The sequence below is a fragment of the Pseudoalteromonas sp. SG45-5 genome (assembly GCF_014164085.1).
GTDB lineage: Bacteria > Pseudomonadota > Gammaproteobacteria > Enterobacterales > Alteromonadaceae > Pseudoalteromonas > Pseudoalteromonas aliena.
On the sequence record NZ_JACJEM010000032.1, the window covers coordinates 26,151 to 52,432 of the forward strand.

Sequence of the window (26,282 nt, forward strand, 5' to 3'; positions counted from 1 at the left end):
TATGAAGTTAACATCAAAAGGCAGATATGCCGTTACAGCGATGCTGGATGTTGCACTGCACACAGGTGTAGGTCCTGTAGCCCTTGCTGATATTTCACAGCGACAAGAAATTTCTTTGTCATACCTTGAACAATTATTTGCCCGTTTACGTAAAAATGGCTTAGTAAGTTCTGTTCGTGGGCCTGGTGGTGGTTATTTACTAGGGCGAGAAACGAACGTTATTTCTGTTGGCGATATTATTAGCGCCGTAGACGAATCGGTCGATGCAACACGTTGCCAAGGTGCCGATACCGGCTGTCAGAGTGGCATGCGTTGTTTAACACATAATTTGTGGTCAGATTTAAGCGCACGTATAGAAGAATTTTTAAACAATATTACCCTTGCTGAATTGGTGGAAAAGTCAGATGTGAAAGAAATAGCATCGCGCCAAGATAACAGTATTAATAATGCAATCAAGCAGTTGGAAAACATTCAAGTAAGCTGTCAACTTTAAAGTTGACCTGCAGCGGAGAGAGAAATGAAGTTACCGATTTATTTAGATTACGCAGCGACCACGCCTGTTGACGAACGTGTTGCTAAAGAAATGATGCAATGCCTGACAATGGACGGTAAATTTGGTAACCCTGCGTCACGTTCACACCGTTTTGGTTGGCAAGCAGAAGAAGCCGTTGACCAAGCGCGTAATGATATTGCGGATTTAATTAATGCAGACCCACGTGAAATAGTTTTCACTTCGGGTGCAACTGAATCAAATAACCTTGCTATTAAAGGTGCCGCACAGTTTTACAAAAAGAAAGGTAAGCACGTTATTACCGCTAAAACTGAGCACAAAGCTGTTATCGACACATGTCGTGAGCTTGAGCGCCAAGGTTTTGAAGTAACGTATATGGACGTTGAAGAAAACGGCCTACTTGATTTACAAAAACTTGCCGACACAATGCGTGACGACACAGTACTTGTAAGCATCATGCATGTTAATAACGAGCTAGGTGTAATTCAAGATATCGCGACTATTGGCGAAATGTGTCGCGAACGTAAAATTATGTTCCACGTAGATGCAGCGCAAAGTGCGGGTAAAGTACTTATCGACATACAGCAGCTTAAAGTTGATTTTATGTCGTTCTCTGCACACAAAGCGTACGGTCCTAAAGGTGTTGGTGCACTTTACGTTCGTCGTAAACCACGTGCTCGCCTTGAAGCGCAAATGCACGGTGGCGGACATGAACGCGGTATGCGCTCTGGTACGCTTGCTACTCACCAATTAGTGGGTATGGGGACTGCATTTAGAATCGCCAAAGAAGATTTTGAAAAAGATTACGCACACATCAGTGCATTACGTAAACGTCTAATTGACGGCATTATGTCTGATATGGACGAAGTATACTTTAACGGCACACAAGACCAATCAGTACCAGGTATTATAAACATCAGCTTTAACTTTGTTGAAGGTGAGTCGTTACTTATGGCAGTAAAAGACATTGCAGTATCGTCAGGTTCAGCCTGTACATCTGCAAGCTTAGAGCCTTCTTATGTACTGCGTGCACTTGGCCGTAACGACGAATTAGCACATAGCTCAATTCGTTTTAGTATTGGTCGCTTTACTACCGAAGAAGAGATTGATTACACCGTTGAATTAATGAAAAACTCTATCGGTCGCCTACGTGAAATGTCTCCACTTTGGGAGATGCATCAAGAAGGTATTGATTTAGATTCAGTTGAATGGGCCCACCACTAATAGTGTGAGCACATACCCTAGCAGGTAATGAGGATAGAATAATGGCTTATAGTGATAAAGTAATCGACCACGTAGAAAACCCACGTAACGTAGGTACTCTAGATAAGAACGATCCGTCAGTGGCAACGGGTATGGTAGGCGCACCAGCATGTGGTGACGTAATGAAATTGCAAATCAAAGTATCAGCCGAAGGCGTTATTGAAGATGCAAAATTCAAGACCTATGGTTGTGGTAGTGCAATTGCTTCATCTTCACTTGTAACAGAGTGGGTTAAGGGTAAAACATTAGACGAAGCAGCGACAATTAAAAACACTGATATCAGTGCAGAGCTTGAATTACCACCAGTGAAAATTCACTGTTCAATTTTAGCCGAAGACGCAATTCAAGCAGCAATTGCAGACTACAAAAGTAAACAAGCGAAGTAAGAAGAGAAACTCATGGCAGTGACATTGACAGATGCGGCAGCAAACCGCGTACAATCATTTTTAGCAAACCGCGGTAAAGGTTTAGGCCTGCGCGTTGGCATTAAAACGACGGGCTGTTCAGGTCTTGCTTATGTACTTGAGTTTGTTGACGATTTAAACGAAGACGATGAAACTTTTGCGGCTAAAGGTGTCACATTAATTGTTGACGCTAAAAGCTTAGTTTACATCGATGGCACAGAGCTCGACTACACTAAAGAAGGCTTAAATGAAGGGTTTAAATTTAGAAATCCTAACCAAGCAGATGAGTGTGGTTGTGGCGAAAGCTTTACCGTTTAAGCTTTAAATATCTTTGTAGTATAAATAAGCCCTGCCAGTTAATGTAGGGCTTTGTTATTTTTGAAATTAATTTCTGAATATTATTGGTTGAAGTTATGCGTTACTTTGAATTATTTGCAGTCCCCGTTGATTACAATATTGATTTAGCAACAGTTAACAAGCACTACTTGGAATTACAGCGTACTGTACATCCTGATCGCCACGCGAATGCGAGCAGCCGCGATAAATTAATGGCCGTGCAAAGCGCCGCCGAAATTAACGATGCGTTGCAAATATTAAAGCACCCAGTAAAGCGTGCCGAGTACATGCTGAGCGAGCTAGGCGTTGATATTCGTGCAGAGCAGCAAACCTTACAAGATCCAATGTTTTTAATGCAGCAAATGGAACTTCGCGAAGAACTTGAAGAGCTAACATCAGCAAGCGATCCTGATACTGCGATTGCAAATTTTGAAAAACAAATTAAGCAACTAAACAATCAATACAGTGCACAACTTGCTGAACAACTAGCAAGTAACGATGAGCAGCAATATCAGCTTGCTGCAGATAATATTCGCAGACTGAAGTTTGTTTATAAGTTACGTGACGAACTAGAGCGCATTGAAGACAGTTTATTTGACGATTAATTACTTGCTGCAAAGCGAGCAACACGAGTTTAAAGAGCATTATGGCATTATTGCAAATTGCTGAGCCGGGGCAGAGCGCGGCACCACACGAACATAAACTAGCGATTGGTATTGACCTTGGTACAACCAATTCATTGGTAGCAACAGTGCAAAGTGGCGAAGCCCGCACGTTAACTGATGATCTTGGCGCGGCTATGTTACCGTCGGTTGTGCGTTATCAAGCAGGTGGTATTACCGTTGGCGCAGAGGCAGCGCAAGCTGCAACGCAAGATCCTGCGAATACACTTATTTCGGTTAAGCGTTTTTTAGGTAAAACTCAGACTGAAATAGAGCAAAGTTATGGCCAATTACCGTATCAGTTCTGTGAAGATAATGGTGCGCTAGCAATAGAAACTGCGGCAGGTAAAATCAGTCCAATTAAAGCATCAAGCCACATTTTAGCTGCATTAAAAGCACGTGCCGAACAAAGCTTTGGCAATCAAGAGATTTTAGGTGCTGTGATTACTGTACCAGCGTACTTTGATGACGCGCAGCGCCAAAGTACTAAAGATGCAGCAGAGCTTGCAGGCATTAACGTACTGCGTTTATTAAATGAGCCAACAGCAGCAGCCGTTGCTTATGGCTTAGATTCTGGCCAAGAAGGTATTATTGCTGTTTACGACTTAGGCGGTGGTACGTTTGATATATCAGTACTTAGACTACATCAAGGTGTATTTGAAGTAATGGCAACGGGCGGCGACTCTAGCCTCGGTGGCGATGACTTTGACTCGCTCCTTGTTGATTACTTTAAACAGCAAACTGGTGTGTCAGCGTTATCATCTTCAGTTTTACGTTTATTCATCAATAAAGCAAAAGCGTGTAAAGAAGCACTTAGCCAATATGCAAAAGTGAATGTAGGTCTTGAGTTTGACGATCAAAAATATACGGTAGAAGTAACACGCGAAACCTTTGATGAGCTGGCTATGCCATTGGTTAAAAAAACGCTGCGTTCGTGTCGACGTGCTGTAAAAGACGCTGGCATAGAAAACGAAGACGTACTGCAAGTTATTATGGTCGGCGGTTCAACCCGTATGCCACTAGTGCGTAGCCAAGTTCAAAGCTTTTTTGATAAAGAGCCGCTAACCTCTATCGACCCTGATCGCGTTGTCGCCTTAGGCGCTGCACTTCAAGCTGACGTATTAATTGGCAACAAGCCCGATTCTGACATGTTATTGCTTGATGTTTTACCGTTATCGCTAGGTCTTGAAACTATGGGTGGTTTAGTTGAAAAAATCATTCCGCGCAATACGACGATTCCGGTAGCACGCGCGCAAGAATTTACGACGTTTAAAGACGGCCAAACCGCTATGTCATTACATGTGCTGCAAGGCGAGCGTGAGCTTGTTGATGATTGTCGATCACTTGCTAAGTTTAGCTTAAAAGGTATTCCGCCAATGGCGGCAGGTGCTGCGCATATTCGTGTTACCTTCAAAGTTGATGCCGATGGTCTATTAAGTGTTTCAGCTATGGAAAAATCAACAGGCGTACAAGCGGAGATTCAAGTTAAACCGTCGTTTGGTTTATCTGACGATCAGGTCGCTAATATGCTAAAAGAGTCAATGAGTAACGCTAAAGGCGATATGCAAGCACGTATGCTTAAAGAGCAACAAGTAGAAGCACTGCGCGTAATTGAAGCGCTTAATGCATCACTTGCAAGCGATGGATCATTACTAGACGATACGCAACTAGCAAACTTACGCGCTGAAATTGCAGAACTAGTAAAAGTGCGCGAAAATGCACAAGAACCAAACGAAATTAAAGCCGCTATCGAAAAAATCGATAATGCGAGTAGCGACTTTGCATCGCGCAGAATGGATGCATCAATTAAAAAGGCCCTTACAGGGCAGTCAGTAGACAACATTTAAGAGAGATTAGAATGCCACAAATTGTTTTTCTTCCACATCCTGAATTATGTCCTGACGGCGCTGCAATTGAAGCTCCTACAGGCCAAACGGTACTCGACGCTGCACTTAAAAATGGTATTAGCATTGCACATGCCTGTGAAAAGTCGTGTGCATGTACTACGTGTCACTTAGTGATTCGCGAAGGATTTGATTCACTTGACGAAAGTGATGAACTAGAGGATGACATGCTAGATAAAGCATGGGGTTTAGAGCCAGAGTCACGCCTTGGTTGCCAAGCAATTATAAGAGATGAAGACCTAGTAGTTGAAATACCTAAGTACAATCTCAATATCGTTAATGAAGAGCACTAGTTTTTAACGATGTATTTTTTAAAAGCCGCTGTTTGATACAGCGGCTTTTTTGTTTGTCAATTGTAAGCGCAACGAGTAAAGCTCGTAGGTTATTCTGTAGACGCGCAGCTTGCTGGCGTGACGCGCAAAGCCCGCAAGTTATGTTGTAGACGCGCAGCTTGCTGGCGTGACGCGCAAAGCCCGCAAGTTATGTTGTAGACGCACAGCTTGCTGGCGTGATGTGTTTTAGCTCAAGTGTAAAAATATAGAAGCTGCGCTTCTCACGTGAGCAAGCTCAACGTCTACAGTAAATTTTAAATTATACATTTATTTTGTAGACGCGCAGATTGCTGGCGTAATGTGTTTTAGCTTGAAGGTAAATATAGAAGCGGCGCTCCCCACGTGAGCAAGCTCAACATCGAAAGTAAATTTTAAATTATACATTTATTTTGTAGACGCGCAGCTTGCTTGCGTAATGTGTTTTAGCTTGAAGGTAAATATAGAAGCGGCGCTTCCCACGTGAGAAAGCTCAACGTCTACAGCAAACTTTAAGTTATACATTTATTTTGTAGACGCACAGCTTGCTGGCGTGATGTACTTAAAACGTAATTTTGGAGGTGTATTTTGAGTAATCTTATTTTTTCAGACTCATTTATTAACGGTGAATTTTATAAAACGGACACGCATTTTAGCGTTAACGATCCCGCTACCGAAAAAAGTATTGTTGATGTAAGCGATATTGACGAGCAGGGTGTAAGTTTAGCAATAATCGCAGCACAAGGGGCTTTTATTAAGTTAAAAGCCACGAATGCCACCGAGCGAAGTGAAACGCTGATGCGCTGGTATGAGCTAGTTATAAAGCACAAGCAAACACTTGCAGAGCTAATGACCAAAGAGCAAGGTAAACCACTCAAAGAATCCCTTGGTGAGATTGATTACGGTGCCGGTTTTATCAAATGGTTTGCTGAAGAGGCTAAACGTAGTTACGGCGATGTAATTCCGCCAACAGACAACACTCATAGGTTAACTAGCTTTAAGCAACCAGTAGGTGTTGTCGCTGGTATAACGCCTTGGAACTTTCCTGTTGCTATGGTTACTCGCAAAGTAGCTCCAGCTTACGCAGCAGGCTGTAGCTTTATATTAAAACCTTCTGAACACACGCCGCTTTGCGCCATTGCACTCGCTTATCTAGCCGATCAAGCTGGTTTTGTAAAAGGTGCATTTAACGTGCTTGTATCGCAAGATGCTAAAACAGTAGGAAAAATGCTGACTGACTCAGACGTTGTTCGTAAATTCACATTTACCGGCTCCACAGGTGTAGGTAAGCAGTTACTATCACAGTGCGCTTCTACCATTAAACGTACTTCAATGGAACTTGGCGGTAACGCGCCTTTTATTATTTTTGATAGTGCTGAATTAGATGAAGCCGTTGAAGGGTTAATGGCGGCTAAATTTAGAAATAGCGGACAGGCCTGTGTTGCTGCAAACCGTATTTTTATACAGCGTAATATTCTCGACAAAGTACTTTCAAAAATTACCCCTAAGGTTACCGCATTAAAAGTAGCAAATGGTTTTGAAGACGATGTTGATATTGGTCCACTCATTTACCCTAAAGCAAAAGAGAAAGTACAACAGTTAATACAAGATGCACTCGATAAAGGCGCTACCCTTATTGGCGATAATAGTGATTTAGGTGGCAGCTTTCAAAATCCATTAATAGTAAATAATGTAACCACTGAGATGGATATTTACCACGAAGAGGTATTTGGCCCAGTATTAACGGTTATTCCTTTTGATGAAGAAAGCGAAGTGCTTGCGCTTGCTAACGATGTACCATTTGGTTTAGCAGCGTATTTTTACAGCCAGAATATCAAGCAAATTTACCGAATAAGTGAAGGGCTTGAATTTGGCATGATCGGTGTAAATGAAGGTGTTATATCAAACCCTGTTGCACCATTTGGTGGTGTAAAGCAATCAGGTTTAGGGCGCGAAGGAGGGCACCAAGGGCTTGATGAATACCTAGAAGAAAAGTACGTGTGCATTAAGGTTTAGCACACTTGCAAGCGCGGCTAAAGCTGCGCTTATCTTTTGCAGTAAATAGTTCAGCCAACTTGGTTTATTACACTAATGTGGCAGATATATGATCTTTACTCTTTGCTGTTGCCTCACAAAGCCCTAAATGCTACCTTTGCAGCAGCATATTTGTTAAATAAAAATTAATAAAAAAAGAATTTCTATAAGTAGAAATAACCCCGTGTGTAAATGCCACCGCAAGGTGGCATTTTTTTAAGGTTGCTTTTAAAGTAAGCCCTAATATTATTTACAAATATTTACTACGGGGCCTTGTAATCGTTCCACGAGGTCCGTAATTCAATTAGCCAAATCCCCCCTGAAAGCGTCGCTTACCTCCTTAATTAAGCAATTTATTTTAAGGTAAGAAAACTTTGTTGATATCAAGGTAAAGCCTCACTCAATTATAAAAAACGCATAATTGTAGTTCAATCAATAGAACTTCATTTTATAAGGGCCCAAACTCACTCTAATAACTTGATTTAACTTATATTTGAAAGCAAAATACCGCCTTTGTTTAGTACTAGGGTTTAAATAAACTCGTTAATCCTAGGGCGTGTTGACCTTTCGTGATTGATTTTTCAGCTGACTAGCTGACTGTTTGGTTTTTAGGCAAGGCAGAGCCTATGGTGTGTGGTTATTCCCCATAAATAGTCGATAACGCAGCATAAATGGCAAACATGCGCTGCCCTTTGGGTTCTTTCTAGGGACGATTAACTATTTGTTGATCGGTTTTTATTTATTCCTGCAGGGATGTTAGTCATTAGAGTAACGCAAGAGTAGTTACCGATCTCACTGATTTACAAACTTCGCGTTGCGATAAAATAGCCCTAAGAGGAACAAATTTTAATCCTGAAAGGTCAACAGACCCTAAGATCTACAAAAACCACTTTTTTAAATTTAACCAATGGATTTTATTGCAGGAAGTTTATGAAATTATATTATATTTTTTTTATTTTTTTTATTGTTAGCTGTTCAGAAGAAAAAAATAAAAGTCTTCTAGATTATATTAATAATGAAGATGCTAAATCACTTACCGTAAAGGATTTTCAGCGCTACGGACTGTCATGTGTTTCGGCAAGCTCTTTAGGTTTGGCTAAAAACACTCTATCAACTGAAACCTACTCAAAAAATACTGACGCAGTTATAAGTCAAGTTTGCGCAGTGATTACTATCTATGAGCTAAAAAACCCGACCGAGCTTAACGCAGAACTGCTTATGAATGCAGGGATCACTGATATTTATAATGAAGATGGAAGTGTAGATAATTTTGCTCTGGATATTTTAAGAAAAACAATTAGAGGGGAAGGCACAGAGGTAAAAAATCTGAAACAGGTATTTAGTGAATATAAATATAACCGAGAAACAAAATGGCCGAAACAAATAAGTATTTCTTTTGATGACGGCGTATCAATGAAAAGCATTGCTAAAAATGTTGATATTTTTGCTAAGTATGATGCAAGTTTTACATATTTTTTAAGTCATTTTTTTCAATATGATAAAAATACTATGTTGTTTTTGCAGCAAAATGGCGTTGAGATCGGCCACCACTCTACTCTTCATTATAATGCTGTAGATTATACTAAAAAACATGGCATTAAAAAATGGGAAGAAAAAGAAGTTGTTTTGCAGCTTAATGCCATGAAAAATATAGGTCTTGCCGTTAACTCATTTGCTTATCCATACGGTGTGGGAACAGAAGCAACAGATGCTGTGTTAAAAAAATATTTTAAATATATACGAAAGTTCGATTCCAGACCAAATATAGCTTATTTAAACGTTAGTGGTCCTAAAAGAATAATGACATCCTATTCAATTGACTCCCATAGAATTAATCTCGATTCTGTTTTTAAGAAAATTGATAAGTTAAAAGGTGGCGACACTCTATATATAAGTTCACATGTAATCGGTGATTGGGTAAATGAATTCCATATCAGCATTTCCGATTTAGAGAAAATTTTAGATTATGGCACTCAAAAAGGTGTTAATTTTTGCTCGCTCTCAAATTGCTATGATTTCTTAGACAGCTACTATGAGTCTCTGCAAACTAAATAATATCAACATACTTAACTAAGTGGTCTATTTTGAGGTAGAAAACTTTGTTGATAACAAAGCAAAAATTTAGTTATTTAGTTGTTCTAGGTAATTGCTCCTGCATTGTTCCATACCCATGCAGCCGTATATCAGAAATTTTAACGCAGTTAGCGACAAGTTCTATTCCTCAAATTGATTAAGTAACCTGCACTCTGGATATTAAATTTATCTCAAGTCACTATTTCAGCGCTAACTGCGCTGAATTTACTTGCAATAGGTCAACTATTGCAAGTAAAGCTACCTTGTTTTCACTGAGAAATTCAGGTTAGAGAAAAATAAATTTAAATATCACTATGGTTCAATGTTGGTAAATTTTTTAACCAGAGTTCAGGTTAGGTATTATACCAATTTATTAAAGAAATGATCATTCTAGTGCATTAAACAGCTCACTTATTGCGCTAAAATTATTCATATAGAACAACTATATGTCGTAATTTTGCCTTGTTATTGAGCTGTTTTCTTCGCGCCTATAATAGATAACTAATTTAATGCAATTGGTATAAACAAAGCTCAAATTAAATAAATCTGTCGAGTACTGTTTTTAATGCGATTTTTTGGTTTCAAAAATAGTCATATTAAAAGCAAGTAAAAGAGTTACAGTTTACAAGATTGTTTTTTATAGAGGGGATTAGAAATTAAAAAAAGGAAGAAAAATTGGGGCGATTGACGGGGCTTGAACCCGCGACAACCGGAATCACAATCCGGGGCTCTACCAACTGAGCTACAACCGCCACAACACACCTTGTTTGGTGTGGCGCGCATAATACATAAAATAATAAATGTTGTGAAGCTTTTTTGTAAAAAAAACAAAATAAAATAAAATGACTGCTTAGGTCTCAAAATATTAGCTATAGTGTGTTGGTTTTTAATTCACCTAAAATTGAGGACACAAGTTTCATCAGTAGTGAGAATTCATTATTTTATGAGAATGGATTGTAAATTAATGTATGATAACGCTTAAAATTGCTTAATAAATAATATTTGGAGTAAATATGGATTCAGTACTTAATTGGCTTAACGAAAACTCAGGGCTAGTATTGCATTACGGCATTCAAGCTGTTGTTGCGCTTGTTATCTTTTTGCTTGGTAGCCGTATCGCTAAGCTTTGTGCTCGTTTAACTGAAAAAGCGTTCGACAAAAAGAAAGTCGACAAAGCGGTTGGATCATTTGTTTCAAGTATTGTGTACACACTTGTATTTGCTGTCACTATTTTAATGGCACTTTCGCAAATTGGTATCGAAACCACATCGTTCATTGCTATTTTAGGTGCCGCTGGTTTAGCTGTTGGTTTGGCATTACAGGGCTCGCTCTCTAATTTTGCATCTGGGGTTCTTATTATTTTACTTCGTCCGTTTAAATCGGGTGATTATGTAGAAGCAGGCGGAAAAGCCGGAACAATCAAAAAAATCGAAATATTTTCAACTGAAATGCGTACCCCAGATAATAAAGTTATTATCATGCCAAATTCGCAAATAATGTCGGGCGCAATTACTAACTTCTCACGAGAGTCTACTCGTCGTATTGATTTAGTCATTGGTGTTGGTTACGACGCTGATTTACGCCAAGCAAAAGAAGTATTGAAATCAGTACTCGATGCAGAAGCGCGTCTACTAAAAGACCCTGCTTACACTGTGGCTGTATCTGAGTTAGGTGACTCAAGCGTAAACTTTATTGTTCGTCCTTGGGTTAACTCAGCTGACTACTGGCCTACATACTGGTCTTTAATGGAAAATATTAAAATTGCATTAGATGAAGCCGATATTACAATTCCATTTCCACAAATGGATGTTCATTTACACAAACAAGACTAATTTTAAAATGCTTGGCTGTTTTTTGATTGCTTGAGTAACACAATAGCTCATAAACATAATCGTTTATGAGCTATTTAGCTTGCTCTAACAAGCCATGCTTTAATAAAATAGGCGCAAATTAATACAAAGGTTATTTTTAATGAAATTAAAGTTTTTATCAGCTGTAGTTGCTGTATCTGTAGTAACTAACGCATTCGCAGAAGACGCAGTATCTGAGCAAAAAACATGGGAAGTTACCAGTGAGCTAGGCGCAATTATCACTAGCGGTAACACCGAAACGACCACACTCAAAGGTGGTATTAAAATACAGCATAATTTAGAAAGCTGGAACAATGAGTACAAAATCGACGGTATCTACAAAGAAGATGAAGTTGAAAATGATAACGGCAGCAAGGAAAAACAGCGTACAAACGAAAAGTACTCTATTTCTGCTCAAGGTAATTACAAATTAAATGAAAAACACGCTCACCTATTCATTTATGGTTCACACGTATCAGACTACTTTGGCTCATATAGAAGTGAATCAGTAATTTCTGCAGGTTATGGCTTGCGTTTATTAAATGAAAAAACGATGTGGTTGAGCGCCGAGATAGGCCCAGGTTATAAATATTTCACATACCCTGACGACAGCACAGAAACAGATGATAGCGGCAAGCTACTCGCTGGCGAGTCTGACGGAGAAGTGATTGCGCTTGGTAAGTTAGATTACAACTGGAAAATTTCAGATAATGCACGTTTCACTCAGTTAGTGGCTATCGAATATGGTGATACAAACACCAAAACTCGCACTGAAACTGCGTTACTAGCAAAAATCAACGGCTCACTACAAATGAAAGTTGCTTACAACATTACAAACAACTCAGACGTCGCCGATGACAAAGAAAGCACAGATACTGAAACATCATTAACACTTGTTTACAGTTTTTAACACCGTTATAGGATATATAATGGGTAAGCATGCTTACCCATTTTTTTTACTTAAAAAATAATGTAACATGCTGCGGCTCTCTTTATCTTTTTATTGGAAGGAAACTTTGTGAAGTTAATTAAATTAATTACGGTATTGCTTGTTTTTGCAATTGTAACACCATCATTTGCGCAAGGAAGTGGTCAGGGGGTTGCGCCAACAGAACAACAACTTGAACAATTTAAAAAACTTCCCAAGTCACAGCAAAAAGCGTTAGCTGAAAAATACGGTATAGATTTAGATTCACTTGGTTTTTTAGATGCTAGCCAAACATTAGATAAAGAAAAGGGTGATAAACAATTACCTTCAATACTTCCTCGCGATTTAGAAAATGAAGACACTGAAGAGTTAACCGACGAAGAAAAATTCAAACCTAAAGAAGAAGAAATAAAACCATTCGGTTATGAATTATTTTCTGGTGAACCAACCACGTTTGAACCATCTGAAAATGCTTTAGTGCCAAATACCTATGTGGTTGGCCCTGGTGATACATTTACTATTAACTTATATGGCAAAGAGTCATTTAATGGAGAAGTGATAGTTGATCGGGAAGGTCGTCTCGCAATTGATAAGCTTCAACCAGTTAATGTCGCTGGTATGCAATATAACGAAGTTGTTGAGCTAATTAAGCAAAAAGTAGAACAAGAAATGATTGGTGTAAAAGCATTCGTTTCTATGGGGGAAACTCGTACTATAAGAGTAATGGTGCTAGGAGAGGCTTACAAGCCTGGCGCTTATACTATTCCTTCATTATCATCAATAACACATGCCCTATTTGTCAGTGGCGGGTTATCAGACATTGGCTCTTTGCGCAATATTCAGTTAAAGCGTGCGGGGAAAACAATACAAACACTCGATCTATATGACTTACTAATAAAAGGCGATAGTTCAAACGACGTTATTTTAAAGCCGGGTGATGTAGTATTTATACCGCCGGTAGGTAAGCAAGTCACGGTTAGTGGTGAAGTACGTCGACCAGCTATTTTTGAGCTAACAGGCTCAGAGTCAATGGATGATTTAATCGCGATGGCGGGCGGGCTTAAAGCTGAGGCCTATCAGCAAAAAACAGTAGTTGAACGCTTTACAGGTAATAGCTCTAAAACTATTCTACAACTCGATCTGACTAAAAGTACTGAATATAAGCCTAGAAATGGCGACACAATAAAAGTGCCTACATCAAGTGATGAGTTAGATAACGCTGTAACGTTGTTGGGAGCTGTTACTTATCCTGGTAACTATTCTTGGCAACAAGGAGATAAAATCAGTCGTTTGTTTACCTCTATTAAAAGCGACTTATTACCTACTGCGGATTATGAATATGCACTTGTTGTCCGTGAAATTAATCAAAAAGGTGACATTGAAATATATCAATTTTCACCTATTGAAGCTTCAAAGCAAAATAGTAAAAGTGATATAGCGCTTCAGCCTAGAGATATTATTGTCATTTTTAGCCGTTTTCAAACAAAACAAGATGAAGAAACAGCGTTAAAAACATTAGCACTAACAAAAGAGCAGTTAGCGTTACGCGAGAGAATCAAGCTGTGGGACAAATACGAAGAAAAACAATTTTATGAGTTTATAGATCTAGGTGGCTCGCTAGAAAAAGAATTAGCAGAGCAATTGGCCGAAGAAGAAAGTCAAAAAATCACTAACATTACTGATTTTCTTAATAGCCAAGAAAAAGAACTAAAAGACAGTGACTACTCAGTTTTTAGCCGAGAAAAACTATTAAAACCTATTATTGCAAAGCTTAATCAACAGTCAACGTATACCAGCCAAGTTAAAATATTTGGGATCCGTGGCGAAGTTCGTTTTAGTGGTGTTTATCCATTACCAGCAAATGCAACAATGAAAGAGGCAGTGCTTGCTGCCGGTGGCTTAAAAGAGTCAACATACCTTGAAAAAGCAGAAATTACACGTTACGACAACGAAAATAAAAGTGCATTAAATCATGTAACTGTTAATTTAAACAAAGCTCTTTCGAGTGACTCTAAAGAGCATTTTGCTATACAAAGTAAAGACTCAATCAGTATTTACCCTATTCCTAACTGGCAAAAAGATCTACAAGTAGAAATTGTCGGTGAAGTACGTTTCCCTGGTGTCTATAGTATTCGTAAAGGTGAAGACCTTACCAATGTATTAAAAAGAGCCGGTGGGTTTACTGAATTCGCTTATCCACAGGGCTCTGTTTTTACTCGTGAATCAATTAGGTTTCAAGAACAACAGCAGTTAAATAAGTTATCTGAAGATTTAAGACGCGATATTGCAACCAAAAGCTTTAATAGCTCAGTTACAGATTCATCGCTTAGTTATAAAGATATGGATAGCCTGATTAATGATTTAGCGAAGGTAAAAGCGGTAGGTCGCTTAGTTGTAAATTTAACAGCTATCGAACAGGGTAAAGAGCATTTACCACTACAAAACCAAGACATACTTTACATTCCAACAAAAAGTAACAGTATTAGTGTTGTAGGAGAGGTTAACTTTGCTACGTCGCATATTTACAATCCAGCTTTGTCACTTGATGATTACATTAATAGAAGCGGTGGGTTTAAACAACGCGCTGATGAAGATCGTATATACATAATTAAAGCCAGTGGTTTAGTTGAAGTACCAAATAGAGGTTCATGGTTTGCATCTAATAAAGCAGATGAGTTGAGCCCAGGCGATACCATAGTAATACCACTGGACACAGAGCATACCGATACTCTAACGTTGTGGAGCACCGCAACACAAATCCTTTACCAAACGGGTATAGCGGTGGCTGCTATTAGTAAACTGTAAACATGAAGTATATTTCTAAAGAGAAATTGGGTCTTCGCTATGATATTTGAACTTATGATGCTGGTTTTTGCATTCGGCTTTTCGTATGCCGTTATATTTGCTATTACGCCATTGGCGGTAAAATTTGGTTTAGTTGATACGCCATGCAATCGCAAACAGCATGATGGGTCGATACCATTAATTGGTGGCTTATCGATTTTTTTGGCGGTATTTATATCAGTTATCGCGTTTTACCCCCTTACAACACAAGTTATTAGCTACTTGGTATGTGCAGGTGCAATTGTTATTTTGGGAGTAGTCGATGACTACCGCCAACTTGGTGTAAAAATACGCTTATGTATACAGGTTGTGGTTGCTTTGGTTATGATAATGGGTAGCGATGTCTATATTCAAAATCTGGGTGATCTCTTCTCCTTTGGTGATGTTAATTTAAGCTGGCTAGGTATTATATTTACAATAATTAGCGTTATAGCCTGTATAAATGCTTTTAACATGATTGATGGCATAGACGGTCTTGCTGGCTCACTGAGTATCCTAACTTTACTTTCAGTCTTTATTTTAATGCTATTGAGTGGCAATTATGCATTTGCTTATCTGCCACTTATTATTGTTGCGACAGTTGTGCCTTATTTAGCTTTTAACTTAGGTGTTAAAGGCCATAAAAATAAGAAAATATTTATGGGTGACGCAGGCTCAATGTTTATTGGCTTAAGCGTAATATGGTTTTTGATGGTAAGTACACAAGCGAGTGAGCCAGCATTTAGGCCCGTTACTGCATTATGGATAATTGCAGTGCCATTAATGGATATGATGGCCATAATAATTCGTCGCACACGTAAAGGCATTTCTCCGTTTCATGCAGATAGAGATCACTTGCATCATATTTTTATGAGAGTAGGCTTCAGTCCTCGTAGAGCTTTGAGTGCAATATTGTTTTTTGCAATCGTAATGAGTTCAGTAGGGATCATCGGTGAAATATTACAAGTACCAGAGTGGTTAATGCTTGCGTTATTTATACTTGTTTTTGTATTTTACGCATTAGCGTTACAGCATTGCTGGAAAGTAGCGCGTTTTTTAAGAAAAAAAAATAGTAAGCATTCATGAATAAAGAGAGAGTTATGAAAAAAAATCACGGTTTTACAATGATGGAATTACTCGTCGTTATTGTTATTTTGGGTTTGCTAATGTCGTTAGTAGCGCCTAAGTTTTTCTCAAAACTAAGTTCATCTGAACGTAAAATTGCTGCAGCGCAAATGTCATCATTTGAAACCGCAATCGATACTTATCGTCTTGATTTAGGTAAATACCCAACAGATCTATCAAAATTACGTCAAGGTGATGAGCCTCGTTGGGATGGCCCGTACTTGCCAAAAGATATCCCGCTAGACCCTTGGGGTAACCCGTATATCTACAAAACACCAGGTACAAACGGTAATCCATACACTTTAAAATCTTATGGTAGTGATGGAAAAGAAGGTGGTACAGACAATAACGCGGATATCATTCATCAATAATGCAATTACACGACTTACTGTTAAATAAATTTAGCATAGATCCGCACGATCTTGAACGTGCAACAAGCTACCAAGCAAAGTACAGTGGCCGGTTAGAGCAAATTCTTGTCAATATGGGGAGCCTGCCAGAGGATCAAGTTGCGTTATTACTTAGTGAATACTTGGATATCCCTTTATTTACTAATGAGCAATACGCAAATTTTACGCCTTTGGTAATCGACAAACCAACGCTCGATATTTTTATAGCTCAAAACTGGGTGCCTATCAGTGAAAGCGCCCAGCATATTGAGTTTGCATGTAAAGATCCGCTAAACCAAGTAATGAATGAATGGTTAATTAAAAACAACCAAGCGTACTCGTTATTTATAGCGAATGAAGTTGATATACAGCTTCTGATTGCTAAATACGAAGAACCAACCGCAGATGTTTTTGACGACAATCCACTTGATGAAGAGGAGCGACTCAAAGAGCTTGCCACAGAAGCACCAACAGTAAACTTACTTAACTCCTTAATTAGTCGTGCATTACGCCAAGGTGCGTCCGATATGCATCTTGAACCTTATCAAGGGCGTTATCGTGCACGTTTTCGTGTTGACGGCGTATTACACGAAGCTGAAACAATTTCGGCTCGCAAACAGTTGCCTATCATTACACGATTAAAAATACTGTCTGGTATGGATATTGCCGAAAAACGTCGTCCGCAAGATGGCAAAATAGAAATGAAAATTGCCAATCAAGAAATCGATATTCGAGTATCGGCTTTGCCTTTAAATGATGGCGAGTCAGTTGTAATGCGTTTTTTACGAAAAGAAAACGTGCGTTACGACATGTCAGTATTAGGTTTGTCTGCTGATATTAATCAAATGATTTTAGAAGACATAAAAACGACCGCTGGGGTTGTATTGCTTACAGGACCAACAGGCTCAGGTAAAACAACGACCTTATACACATTTTTAAACGCCTTAAATAACGATGATGTAAAAATCATTACTTTAGAGGATCCTGTTGAATACCAGCTTCCTGGTATAAACCAAGTACAGGTTAACAGTGACATAGGTTTTGACTTTTCGGCAGGCCTGCGTTCAATTGTACGTCAAGATCCCGACGTCATAATGTTAGGTGAAATACGCGACAAAGAAACAGCACAAATAGCGTTGCAATCAGCGCTAACGGGGCACTTAGTATTTAGTACTGTACATACCAACGATGCAGCCAGTGCGTATACACGTTTACTTGACTTAGGCGTTGAAGAATTTTTACTTAATGCAGCACTCGTATCAATTGTTGCTCAGCGTTTAGCTCGTAAAATTTGTGCGCATTGCTCAGAGCCAGAACCAGATGCACAAAAACTCATAGAAAAATACAACTTAGATAGCTTTGCTCAGCGCTTTAATCTACCAAAAATAGAATTAAAACGTGGCAAAGGCTGCGAGCACTGTAGCCAAACAGGGTATAAAGGCCGTATGGCTGTAACGGAGTATTTACGTTGTGATAGCGAAATAAAAGCAATGCCTAAAGATGCCGACTTTATACCTAAAGCTAAGCAGCATAATCAAAGCTTAAACAGACGCACATTGCTCGAAGATGGTTTATACAAAGCGGTACTTGGGCACACAACTATAGCAGAAGTGATTAGGGTAGCAGGTTAATGCCACTATTTAATTACAAGGCGTACGATGCTTCAGGCGCTAAATCGCAAGGGCAAATAGATGCGCTTAGCCAACAAGATGCTATAGCAAAATTAAAAAGCCAAAAGTTACTAGCCTTTGAAGTAAATGAAGAAAAAAAACACGTATCGTTTGGGCTATCGTTTAATAACAAAATATCGTTATCGGATCTCGAATTTTTAACCGCAGAGCTAAGTTTGTTATTAGCAACAGGGGTTAGAATCGATCGTGGTTTAGATATAATTAGGCGCACCAAAGCAAAGCCTGCATTGGCTAAAATGCTAGGCGACATAAGCAACACAATAAAAAAGGGCAGTAGCTTATCGCAAGCCTGTAGGGCGCATCCTGAGGTATTCGATAACCTTTACTGTAACTTAATTGAGTTAGGTGAAGCCTCAGGGAATTTAAGCGAAATATTTGCAGGACTTGCCAAAGATCTAAAATTTAAACGAGAGCTGCAACGTAAAATAATAGGCTCGCTTACCTACCCCTGCGTTATTTTGTTTGTATGTGTATTAAGTATATTTTTTATATTTAACTTTATCATACCTAAAATGGCCGATATGTTTGGTCAGCTCGACACTATGCCTTGGTACACTGAGCTAATGTTATCTATTAGCGCCTGGATGAATCAATACCAAGGGTTGCTCGTACTAGGGGTTGTAGCTGCAATACCGGCATTAATGTGGGCTTCAAAAAAGCCAGCATTTTTAAAGTGGTGGCACACATCGGCACTTAAACTGCCTGTTGTTGCTAACGCCACTATAACGGTAGAGCGCATACGTTTTAATAGCGGTTTAAGCTTAATGCTTAAAGCCGGTGTACCTATCGATCAAGCCCTTGAGCTCTCAACCGGTAATATTAAAAATCACGTGTTAAATCGCGAGATGAATATTGCCCGTAAAAAAGTTAAACGTGGTAGCCAGCTAACGCCTACACTTGAGCAAACATCTTTGTATCCACCATTTTATATTTCACTACTCGAAGTAGGTGAAGAATCGGGAAACCTCGATATTGTGTTTGAAGAAATAGCCAATCGCTCACGCCAAGATTTTGAAACCTGGACCGACAACATGACCGCATTAATAGAACCATTAATGATTTTATTTATGGGCGGATTTGTCGGTGGTATTGTTGTTGTAATGCTAATGAGCATGATTTCATTAAACGACGTAGGTTTTTAAATGTACTTAGTTACTCGTAGGTTTAATAAAGGGTTTACCCTAATTGAGCTTATTATTGTGCTTAGTATTGTCGGTTTATTATTGGCAGTTGTCGCGCCTATTTCTATTAAAGCGGTTGATAAAACAGAAGCTAAAACAGAGCTGTTAACTACTACAAAGTGGATTAAAAACATTGGTTTTCAAGCGTTCATCGAACAGCAAAATTATGCACTAGAACTCAATGGCAATACATTAAATTTATATTCAAAACCAAGCAACGAGTTGATTAAAACAAAAACCTTAGAATCGCTAAAATTCACCCTGCAGTGGGTTAACTTTAATGCAAATGGTTTTGTTAGTCCGCAACAAATAAATGGCCACTTTAGAGGGCAACCATTATCTATTTCGTTAGAGCTTGCGAATGAAAAATAACAACAATAGCGGGTTTACACTCATAGAGTTACTGGTTGCCACCATTATTTTATTCACCGCTATGGGGGCCGTATCGCTTATTTACCGAGGTGCGTTTATATCAAGCGAAAAAGCCAGCAACCACGTTAACATAGTGGCTAACGTGCCCGCATTATTAAGCCAAATAAAACAAGATGTACAAAATGCAAACCCACAGCAAACGCAATTAAACGGCCAAGGCAGTGCTTGGCAAAGTACATATACGTGGCAAGCCACGGTGCAACAAACTAAAACTGTAACCGACGATGTAAGTAAGTTAGAGTTTGGTGAGCAAATGGCATTAAAAAAGCAATTTAAATTATGGCAAGTTGTTTTAACTATTAACAGCAACGGCATTGTAAAAAACTATACCTTTAACGAAGTAAGCTGGCACGATGCATAAGCAGCAAGGCTTTACCCTTATTGAATTGCTAATATCGGTAACGTTACTGTCGTTACTGATGTTTACTGGTAACTACGTGTATATGCAGTTAGCCTCGCGTTGGGATAAAGAATTGGGCAGTTTTGAACAAAATGCAGCGCAAACTAGAGCTGTTTATCTATTACAAAATACCATTGACGGTATCGAACCTTATTTAATTAAAAATAAAAAAGGTCGTCCAGAAATGTTTTTTGTAGGAGGCACTGATAGCCTATTAGCCATTACTAAGCGCGGCCTTATAGATACACAAAACCCCGAAATATTTCGGCTAACCGCTGTGCAAAATCCCAATGGTAAATACAACCTAGTTTATCAAGCTATATCCGGCAGTGAGTTACTGCTAATTAATAGCGAGCAAAATATAGAGTTTACACAGCAAAAAACCTTATTAACTAACTTAGATGAGGTAAACATAAGTTATTTGGGCTGGAAAAGCCTGGATGAAATGGCAATGCAAACTCCTGGCGTAGTGCCGACTTGGCAAACTAGCTACTCGGGGTTAGATCAGCAACTTACGCCACAAAAAATAAAAATCATCCTCGTTAAAAACCAACAAGTACTCGCGTTTTACAGCCAGTTAGATAAAGAATCTAATAGCTGGTTTAGTAACTATATACAAACAGGTGACTTTTAATGCAGCGCGGTATCTCGGGCATTGCCTTAGTACAAGTACTGCTAATAGTTGCGGTGCTTTCTATATTAGCCTTATATTTTACTCAATCAGCGCGTAACCAAGTGCATAATGCCACCTTAATGGTCGACAAAGCACAAGCCTATGTCGAGCTTCATAACGCCGAAGCCAATATACTGTATGCTTTGCTAACAGAAGACAAAAATCCGCAATCTCGCAAGCAAACAGTTAATCAAAGTAATAGCGCGCTTATTGCAAATTGGAACTTTCATGACAAAGAGTTTAAATACAACGAATATGTAAATATCGCGTTGCAAGATTTACGGGGCTTACTTAATTTACACTACCCTAATAAGCAGCGCTTAACCCAACTATTGACCTACAGTGGTCTAAATGATTATGATGCGCAGCTAACTTCGCAGCAAATAATAGATTGGCAAAGTTTAGATGCACGCAGCGATTACTTACCAAATAATGTAACCGCGCGCCATGCTGCTATTCACGATATTAGTGAGTTAAAACATTTAGGATTACAGCCAAAGCAGTTAAATGCATTGCAGGCTAATACAACGCAATATAAAAGGGGGCTATTTAACCCCATGACAGCGCCAGATTCATTACTTAATGCCTTGTTAAGTAACGACGTAGCAAGTCATGTTATTATGCTGCGTAATGCAAAACAGTTAACAGTAAATGAGTTTGCACAAGTAACGGGTTTTCACGAGAGTGAAGATATTATTTTATACCCGTCAAACTTATTTAAAGTAACCTTGCAAGCGCATGTAGGCGATGCAAACATAAAAAAAGTAATTTATTACCATTTGCAACCAAATAAGCAGCTTGTTGTGAACATTGTTGCAGTTAAGGCGCAGTAGAGTATTTAATGATTAAAAGTAAACTAACATTATGGATAAAAAAGTGGCTGTGCAAAAATGTAGTTTACTACAGCAATGCACCCTATAAGTTTGCTTTAAATGGCGAGCAAAAATTCACTTTAGTACCAATGCCCGTTGTAAGTGATGAAAATAAAAACACAGCCCTAATACAAATAGTAGGGCGTATACATTACTCAGAGCAAAGTGAAAACTACCCCATAGGCAATAAAAAAGAGCTGATTAATTTAATTAAAATTAATAACTCTACTGTTATTAATAAACCTAATACACACAGTGCTTATATTATTAAGGCCCTAGAGCAAGATCAAAGTAAAGTAACGCATTGGCACTTTACTGGCGTGCCTAAAGCATGGTTAAACTTGCCCGAAACTTTATTACTAAGCCAAACACTCAAAACTGAACAAGTTATAAGCAGCAGCGCATTTGCGGCTATGTTTGTAACTCAGCATCAGCAAAGTGTGTTTTCGGCGTTAACAAGTCCGCTCGTTAATAGTGCTGAACGCTTTGCTGCCATGTTTGGCATACCTTGCAAGCATGTTATTAATATTAGCGACCCCGCACAGTACGCCCAAACGCTAATTAAAGGTTTGCAAGCACAACCTAAGCAGCAACTAGCCGCATTTTTTACGTTGCCTTCAGGGCTTTTTACTAAAGCACAGCTAAAAAAATCAGCCATAATATTTAGCGTATTTTTTGGTGCATATGTTGCGTTAACCAGCGGTTATTTAATGTATAAAACACAGTCGCTGCAAAGTGAACTGGCACAAAATAAAGGTGCAGTTAACCAAGCGCTTACTACGTTAGAGCAATTTCAAACTTCGTCCGACACGCTCAAAACGCTGCAAAGTTTTACCCAAAGCCAGCAAATTTCAAGTTCATTGTTTTTTGTACTGCATCCGTTATTTTTATCAGCAGAGCTCAGTAATATACGCTTTGAAGAGGGTCGTTATGTACTACGCGGCACCGCAGATAAAGCCACTAACGCCTTGCAAATAATAATAAACAATCCACGGGTAAATAACGCAAAATTTGACTACCCATCGCGTAAAGAGCGCCGTGGCGAGAGCTTTGTAATTAGCTTTACACTCACAACGTTACAAGATCAAAGCATGCCTACTGCATCCAATATAACTCGTGAGGCTAAATAACCATGTTTGACTTAAAACAGCCTAAACACCAGTTGGCCCTCGCTGCATTAACATTACTTATTACTTTAAAGTTTATAATAGTGCCATTGTTTGATTGGCAAAATGAACAATTGAGTCAGCTTGCTAATTTACAAAAACGTGCCAGCAAATCGCAAAATGTAATTATTAACCAAAACCAAATAAGTAAAACTCAGCAGCAAATTAATGCACAGCTAAAAGCAATTAATAGCTTATTTATTAACTATAAAAGCGAGGCTGAATTTAAATTAGCCATGCAACAGCAAATAGAGCAAACCATTGCCAGCAAGCAGCTGCAAATAAACACCAGTAGCTGGCTTCCTAGTTTGTTAGTCGCTAATGGGCAATTAATGCGCCATCAACTGCGTTTAAATATAAAGGGCAGTACGCTCAATTATATAAAATTAATAACCTTGCTTGAAAACACCGCGCCAAAGGCTGAGTTAAAAACCTTTAATATAAACCTTAAAGGGCAAAATAATGAGCAGCTAGGCCGAGTAGAAGGCACCATAGAGCTTGCTTTTTATATGCAGCAGTCAAAAAGTGAACAAACTACAGCAATGCAGGAGGCGCTATGAATAAACTAACCTTAGCGGCTATTGCGGCATGTACATTATTATTAATTAGCGATATTACGGGGCGTTTTATACAAAAACAGCCGCAGGCACACAACGACTTTGCTGCCGGTATTAATAATATACAGCCTCTGCCTTTATTGTCAGATACGGCAAATACACAGCTAACACAGCTTTACACTAATTATGTTGAGGTGACTAAGCCAGTACAAACAGAGCAAGGCCTGAGTAAAGCAGCGCAAGCGGCGCAAAATGGTGAGTTATTAAGCGTATTTGCAGGCGATTTAGAATTGAGCCTTAAAGCGGTTATTTTTGCACCAATACCTTATGTACTTATAGAACAAAAAAATATAAAAACGCAGCAAACTACGCTAGTTAAATATATAAATGAGCAAAGCGTGGCAGGGTATACGTTAAGTATATTGTCAAATACACAGGTGGCGCTTAATAACGCGCCGCAACATATTACTTTAGTAATGTACCAGCGCGGTTAATTGCTTAATACACTATTGCACGGAAAAATTATGAAACACAGCAAAACACTTATTTTAGGATTACTGGCAAGTGGCGTATTAGCGGGTTGTAACACCACCAATAGCGGTATTGCACCTAAGCCATCGTATTTAAAAAAAGATGCCATAGTAAACGTTAAAGCAAACGATGAAAAAAGCCCAAGTAGCACTAGCGATTCTAAAACCGCAGCTCAGCACGGCATCACGTATTTAGAGCCTTTAGCAAGCAACAAAACAAGCCAAAGCACCCAAGCCGACTTAGCCAGTAAATTTAGCAGTACCGAAACAGTAAAGCTAACTGCCGACAGCTTATTAGTAAAAGACTACCTGCATTATGTGTTTGGTGAGTTACTTAACGTAAATTACATTTTAGGTGAGCAACTTAATAATTCTAAAGATCAAATAACCCTTAATCTGCAAGATGAGCTAAGTAAGCAAAAGCTATTCTCCTTGAGTGAGCAAATGTTGCAAGAGCGCAACATACTCATTCGTTATCAAGAGGGCGTTTACTATATTCATAAAACTGAAAGTGGTAATTCAAGTAACTTAGTGTACGGCTATGGTGCAAGCCCAGAAAACGTCCCTAATTCAGCAAACGAAATTGTACAATTGGCACCCTTTAAAGCGGGCATGCAGGTATCACTAGCAAATACCATTAAGCAGCTGACGGGCGTAGACGCAAGGCCTATGTTTGATCAGCAAGCGGTTATGTTTAAAGGCAAGCGCAGCGACATAATAAAAGCGCTTGAATTTATGCAGTTGGTCGATCAACCCGCATTTAGAAACCGCTCAATAGGCATGTATAAATCAACCTTTATACCGGTTGATGAGCTAGCTAAGCAGCTACAAAGCTTAATGAAGCAAGAGGGTATTTCTGTAAGCATTAATGCCTCAAATGAACAAGCCGTATCGGTCGTGCCAATAGAACGTACTAATACCTTGGTATTTTTCACCAACGACAAACGTTTTATAAAAAGAGTCGCATATTGGGCGAAACAACTTGATCAACCCGCCGATGGCAATCAAGCGCAATATTTTGTGTTTAACCCTGAATTTGCCAGAGCATCAGATTTAGGTGAAAGCCTACAAGCACTATTAGGCGGGGGAGCCTCTCAAAGTTTGAGCAACTCAACCTCAGCGGCGAGCCAAAATAAGCAAATTGGTAATAGTGTTAACGGTGGCAATAATACTAAAAGTAACACCAAGCAAAGTATTTCAGTCAGCGTTGATGGCATGAAAATGGTGGTGGATTCGCGCTCTAACTCACTCATTTTTTACACCACAGGGGATGCATATCGTAATTTACTACCTATGATCAAGCGCCTTGATATAATGCCAAAACAAGTCGTACTCGAAATGATGATTGCCGAAGTCACCCTAACCGATGAGTTTAAACAAGGGGTGGAGTTTGCGTTAACCAATCAAGGCGTAGCAAAGCAAGGTGGCTTTAAGTTAAACAGTACTGATACAGGGCTATCGTACGTACTAAGTGGTATGCAAGGCAGTTTCACTCTGAATTTGCTGCAAAAAAATTCTTATGTAAATGTGCTTTCACGCCCAAGCCTTGCAGTACGCGATGGCGTACAAGCGAGTATAACGGTGGGTAATCGTATTCCTGTGGTGGGCGATATAATTACCGATCCGGTTAATGGCGCGCGCGCCGAGTCTGAATATTTAGAAACTGGTATTAATTTACAGGTTACTCCAACCATCAACGCCCAAGGGGTGGTATTAATGGAGATAACCCAAAAAATAAGTAATCAAGCAAAAGCTACGGGAGCCAATGGCAATCCAATTATTTTTGATCGCTCACTACAAACCGAGGTCATAGCCGGTGATGGGCAAACTATTATGTTGGGCGGCTTAATTAGCGAAAACAGCAGCTTGAATGATCGCTCAGTACCGTTTCTTTCAACAATCCCATTGTTTGGCCGATTATTTGATAGCACCGATAACAACACTAATAAAACAGAGCTAGTGGTATTGGTTACGCCGCGAATCGTTAATTCAACAGCCGAGTGGGATAGTGCCTATAACCAGTTTAAATTGGGCTTAACTGAGCTTAAACTCTCTGAAAGCAAAGCAGATGACAAAAAATAAAAAAACACATAAAAAAACACATAAAAAAACACTAGATTTTGTATAGTTAAAAAGTATTGTTTTTAGTTTTAATAAAAGGGTCATTTTT

24 protein-coding genes and 1 tRNA gene are annotated in these 26,282 nt (G+C 39.0%); 24 read left to right on the forward strand and 1 reads right to left on the reverse strand.

Annotation, left to right across the window (positions count from 1 at the left end):
• Window position 1 precedes the first annotated feature (1 nt).
• The 9 genes from iscR (at window position 2) to H5119_RS11715 (ending at window position 9,477) form a co-directional block, all read left to right on the forward strand.
• A complete protein-coding gene (gene iscR / locus H5119_RS11675; protein WP_024612845.1) occupies window positions 2-493 on the forward strand; it encodes a Fe-S cluster assembly transcriptional regulator IscR in 492 nt (163 codons plus the stop codon).
• A gap of 24 nt (window positions 494-517) precedes the next feature.
• Window positions 518-1,735, forward strand: a complete 1,218-nt coding sequence (locus H5119_RS11680) for an IscS subfamily cysteine desulfurase (RefSeq protein ID WP_077536140.1) — start codon at window positions 518-520, stop codon at window positions 1,733-1,735.
• A 41-nt stretch (window positions 1,736-1,776) separates the two neighbouring features.
• Window positions 1,777-2,160: a Fe-S cluster assembly scaffold IscU gene (iscU, locus tag H5119_RS11685; protein ID WP_007377675.1), complete on the forward strand. Its 384-nt coding sequence runs from the start codon at window positions 1,777-1,779 to the stop codon at window positions 2,158-2,160.
• 12 nt (window positions 2,161-2,172) lie between these two features.
• The gene (gene iscA, locus H5119_RS11690) at window positions 2,173-2,496 is read left to right on the forward strand and encodes an iron-sulfur cluster assembly protein IscA (RefSeq protein ID WP_007377674.1); all 324 of its coding nucleotides are present in this window, start codon (window positions 2,173-2,175) and stop codon (window positions 2,494-2,496) included.
• A 95-nt stretch (window positions 2,497-2,591) separates the two neighbouring features.
• Entirely contained in the window at window positions 2,592-3,119 is a 528-nt protein-coding gene (gene hscB / locus H5119_RS11695) for a co-chaperone HscB (protein WP_182702348.1), read from the forward strand.
• Between the two features lie 41 nt (window positions 3,120-3,160).
• Complete coding sequence (gene hscA, locus H5119_RS11700; protein ID WP_182702349.1) at window positions 3,161-5,023, forward strand: Fe-S protein assembly chaperone HscA; 1,863 nt, start codon at window positions 3,161-3,163, stop codon at window positions 5,021-5,023.
• An 11-nt stretch (window positions 5,024-5,034) separates the two neighbouring features.
• Entirely contained in the window at window positions 5,035-5,373 is a 339-nt protein-coding gene (fdx, locus tag H5119_RS11705) for an ISC system 2Fe-2S type ferredoxin (protein ID WP_007377671.1), read from the forward strand.
• 603 nt (window positions 5,374-5,976) lie between these two features.
• Entirely contained in the window at window positions 5,977-7,404 is a 1,428-nt protein-coding gene (locus tag H5119_RS11710; RefSeq protein ID WP_182702350.1) for an NAD-dependent succinate-semialdehyde dehydrogenase, read from the forward strand.
• 948 nt (window positions 7,405-8,352) lie between these two features.
• Window positions 8,353-9,477 carry a polysaccharide deacetylase family protein gene (locus H5119_RS11715; RefSeq protein ID WP_182702351.1) on the forward strand — a complete coding sequence of 375 codons (1,125 nt, stop codon included), beginning with the start codon at window positions 8,353-8,355 and terminating at the stop codon, window positions 9,475-9,477.
• A gap of 694 nt (window positions 9,478-10,171) precedes the next feature.
• On the opposite strand, the gene H5119_RS11720 is transcribed toward H5119_RS11715, so the two are convergent.
• Window positions 10,172-10,247 (reverse strand) — tRNA-His (locus H5119_RS11720).
• Between the two features lie 261 nt (window positions 10,248-10,508).
• On the opposite strand from H5119_RS11720, the gene H5119_RS11725 reads away from it, so the two are divergent.
• From H5119_RS11725 to H5119_RS11795, 15 genes are all read left to right on the forward strand, one after another.
• Window positions 10,509-11,327 carry a mechanosensitive ion channel family protein gene (locus H5119_RS11725; protein WP_182702352.1) on the forward strand — a complete coding sequence of 273 codons (819 nt, stop codon included), beginning with the start codon at window positions 10,509-10,511 and terminating at the stop codon, window positions 11,325-11,327.
• A 139-nt stretch (window positions 11,328-11,466) separates the two neighbouring features.
• The gene (locus tag H5119_RS11730; protein ID WP_182702353.1) at window positions 11,467-12,255 is read left to right on the forward strand and encodes a YdiY family protein; all 789 of its coding nucleotides are present in this window, start codon (window positions 11,467-11,469) and stop codon (window positions 12,253-12,255) included.
• A gap of 117 nt (window positions 12,256-12,372) precedes the next feature.
• Window positions 12,373-15,078: an SLBB domain-containing protein gene (locus H5119_RS11735; protein ID WP_404936260.1), complete on the forward strand. Its 2,706-nt coding sequence runs from the start codon at window positions 12,373-12,375 to the stop codon at window positions 15,076-15,078.
• A gap of 39 nt (window positions 15,079-15,117) precedes the next feature.
• Entirely contained in the window at window positions 15,118-16,182 is a 1,065-nt protein-coding gene (gene wecA, locus H5119_RS11740; RefSeq protein ID WP_182702355.1) for a UDP-N-acetylglucosamine--undecaprenyl-phosphate N-acetylglucosaminephosphotransferase, read from the forward strand.
• 14 nt (window positions 16,183-16,196) lie between these two features.
• Entirely contained in the window at window positions 16,197-16,592 is a 396-nt protein-coding gene (gene gspG / locus H5119_RS11745; RefSeq protein WP_182702356.1) for a type II secretion system major pseudopilin GspG, read from the forward strand.
• On the forward strand, window positions 16,592-18,241 hold the full coding sequence (locus H5119_RS11750; RefSeq protein WP_182702357.1) for a GspE/PulE family protein: 1,650 nt from the start codon (window positions 16,592-16,594) through the stop codon (window positions 18,239-18,241). The genes gspG and H5119_RS11750 overlap by 1 nt, the downstream gene beginning before the upstream one ends.
• On the forward strand, window positions 18,241-19,443 hold the full coding sequence (locus H5119_RS11755; RefSeq protein ID WP_182702358.1) for a type II secretion system F family protein: 1,203 nt from the start codon (window positions 18,241-18,243) through the stop codon (window positions 19,441-19,443). The genes H5119_RS11750 and H5119_RS11755 overlap by 1 nt, the downstream gene beginning before the upstream one ends.
• On the forward strand, window positions 19,444-19,854 hold the full coding sequence (locus H5119_RS11760; protein WP_182702359.1) for a type IV pilin protein: 411 nt from the start codon (window positions 19,444-19,446) through the stop codon (window positions 19,852-19,854).
• On the forward strand, window positions 19,844-20,275 hold the full coding sequence (locus H5119_RS11765) for a type II secretion system protein J (RefSeq protein ID WP_182702360.1): 432 nt from the start codon (window positions 19,844-19,846) through the stop codon (window positions 20,273-20,275). The genes H5119_RS11760 and H5119_RS11765 overlap by 11 nt, the downstream gene beginning before the upstream one ends.
• Window positions 20,268-20,948 (forward strand): type II secretion system protein J, encoded by a 681-nt coding sequence (locus H5119_RS11770; protein WP_182702361.1) that lies wholly within the window; start codon window positions 20,268-20,270, stop codon window positions 20,946-20,948. The genes H5119_RS11765 and H5119_RS11770 overlap by 8 nt, the downstream gene beginning before the upstream one ends.
• Entirely contained in the window at window positions 20,948-21,820 is an 873-nt protein-coding gene (locus tag H5119_RS11775) for a type II secretion system protein GspK (protein ID WP_182702362.1), read from the forward strand. Before H5119_RS11770 ends, H5119_RS11775 begins: the two co-directional genes overlap by 1 nt.
• Window positions 21,821-21,828: 8 nt before the next feature.
• On the forward strand, window positions 21,829-22,989 hold the full coding sequence (locus tag H5119_RS11780) for a hypothetical protein (protein ID WP_182702363.1): 1,161 nt from the start codon (window positions 21,829-21,831) through the stop codon (window positions 22,987-22,989).
• Between the two features lie 2 nt (window positions 22,990-22,991).
• Window positions 22,992-23,585, forward strand: coding sequence for a hypothetical protein (locus tag H5119_RS11785; protein ID WP_182702364.1), 594 nt, complete (start codon window positions 22,992-22,994; stop codon window positions 23,583-23,585).
• Entirely contained in the window at window positions 23,582-24,076 is a 495-nt protein-coding gene (locus H5119_RS11790) for a hypothetical protein (protein WP_182702365.1), read from the forward strand. The genes H5119_RS11785 and H5119_RS11790 overlap by 4 nt, the downstream gene beginning before the upstream one ends.
• 30 nt (window positions 24,077-24,106) lie before the next feature.
• On the forward strand, window positions 24,107-26,194 hold the full coding sequence (locus H5119_RS11795) for a secretin N-terminal domain-containing protein (RefSeq protein ID WP_220492844.1): 2,088 nt from the start codon (window positions 24,107-24,109) through the stop codon (window positions 26,192-26,194).
• Window positions 26,195-26,282 lie beyond the last annotated feature (88 nt).

Coding starts and splice junctions, on each gene's coding strand:
- iscR (WP_024612845.1), top strand. CDS start 2: ATGAAGTTAACATCAAAAGGCAGATATGCCGTTACAGCGATGCTGGAT.
- H5119_RS11680 (WP_077536140.1), top strand. CDS start 518: ATGAAGTTACCGATTTATTTAGATTACGCAGCGACCACGCCTGTTGAC.
- iscU (WP_007377675.1), top strand. CDS start 1,777: ATGGCTTATAGTGATAAAGTAATCGACCACGTAGAAAACCCACGTAAC.
- iscA (WP_007377674.1), top strand. CDS start 2,173: ATGGCAGTGACATTGACAGATGCGGCAGCAAACCGCGTACAATCATTT.
- hscB (WP_182702348.1), top strand. CDS start 2,592: ATGCGTTACTTTGAATTATTTGCAGTCCCCGTTGATTACAATATTGAT.
- hscA (WP_182702349.1), top strand. CDS start 3,161: ATGGCATTATTGCAAATTGCTGAGCCGGGGCAGAGCGCGGCACCACAC.
- fdx (WP_007377671.1), top strand. CDS start 5,035: ATGCCACAAATTGTTTTTCTTCCACATCCTGAATTATGTCCTGACGGC.
- H5119_RS11715 (WP_182702351.1), top strand. CDS start 8,353: ATGAAATTATATTATATTTTTTTTATTTTTTTTATTGTTAGCTGTTCA.
- H5119_RS11725 (WP_182702352.1), top strand. CDS start 10,509: ATGGATTCAGTACTTAATTGGCTTAACGAAAACTCAGGGCTAGTATTG.
- H5119_RS11730 (WP_182702353.1), top strand. CDS start 11,467: ATGAAATTAAAGTTTTTATCAGCTGTAGTTGCTGTATCTGTAGTAACT.
- wecA (WP_182702355.1), top strand. CDS start 15,118: ATGATATTTGAACTTATGATGCTGGTTTTTGCATTCGGCTTTTCGTAT.
- gspG (WP_182702356.1), top strand. CDS start 16,197: ATGAAAAAAAATCACGGTTTTACAATGATGGAATTACTCGTCGTTATT.
- H5119_RS11750 (WP_182702357.1), top strand. CDS start 16,592: ATGCAATTACACGACTTACTGTTAAATAAATTTAGCATAGATCCGCAC.
- H5119_RS11755 (WP_182702358.1), top strand. CDS start 18,241: ATGCCACTATTTAATTACAAGGCGTACGATGCTTCAGGCGCTAAATCG.
- H5119_RS11760 (WP_182702359.1), top strand. CDS start 19,444: ATGTACTTAGTTACTCGTAGGTTTAATAAAGGGTTTACCCTAATTGAG.
- H5119_RS11765 (WP_182702360.1), top strand. CDS start 19,844: ATGAAAAATAACAACAATAGCGGGTTTACACTCATAGAGTTACTGGTT.
- H5119_RS11770 (WP_182702361.1), top strand. CDS start 20,268: ATGCATAAGCAGCAAGGCTTTACCCTTATTGAATTGCTAATATCGGTA.
- H5119_RS11775 (WP_182702362.1), top strand. CDS start 20,948: ATGCAGCGCGGTATCTCGGGCATTGCCTTAGTACAAGTACTGCTAATA.
- H5119_RS11780 (WP_182702363.1), top strand. CDS start 21,829: ATGATTAAAAGTAAACTAACATTATGGATAAAAAAGTGGCTGTGCAAA.
- H5119_RS11785 (WP_182702364.1), top strand. CDS start 22,992: ATGTTTGACTTAAAACAGCCTAAACACCAGTTGGCCCTCGCTGCATTA.
- H5119_RS11790 (WP_182702365.1), top strand. CDS start 23,582: ATGAATAAACTAACCTTAGCGGCTATTGCGGCATGTACATTATTATTA.
- H5119_RS11795 (WP_220492844.1), top strand. CDS start 24,107: ATGAAACACAGCAAAACACTTATTTTAGGATTACTGGCAAGTGGCGTA.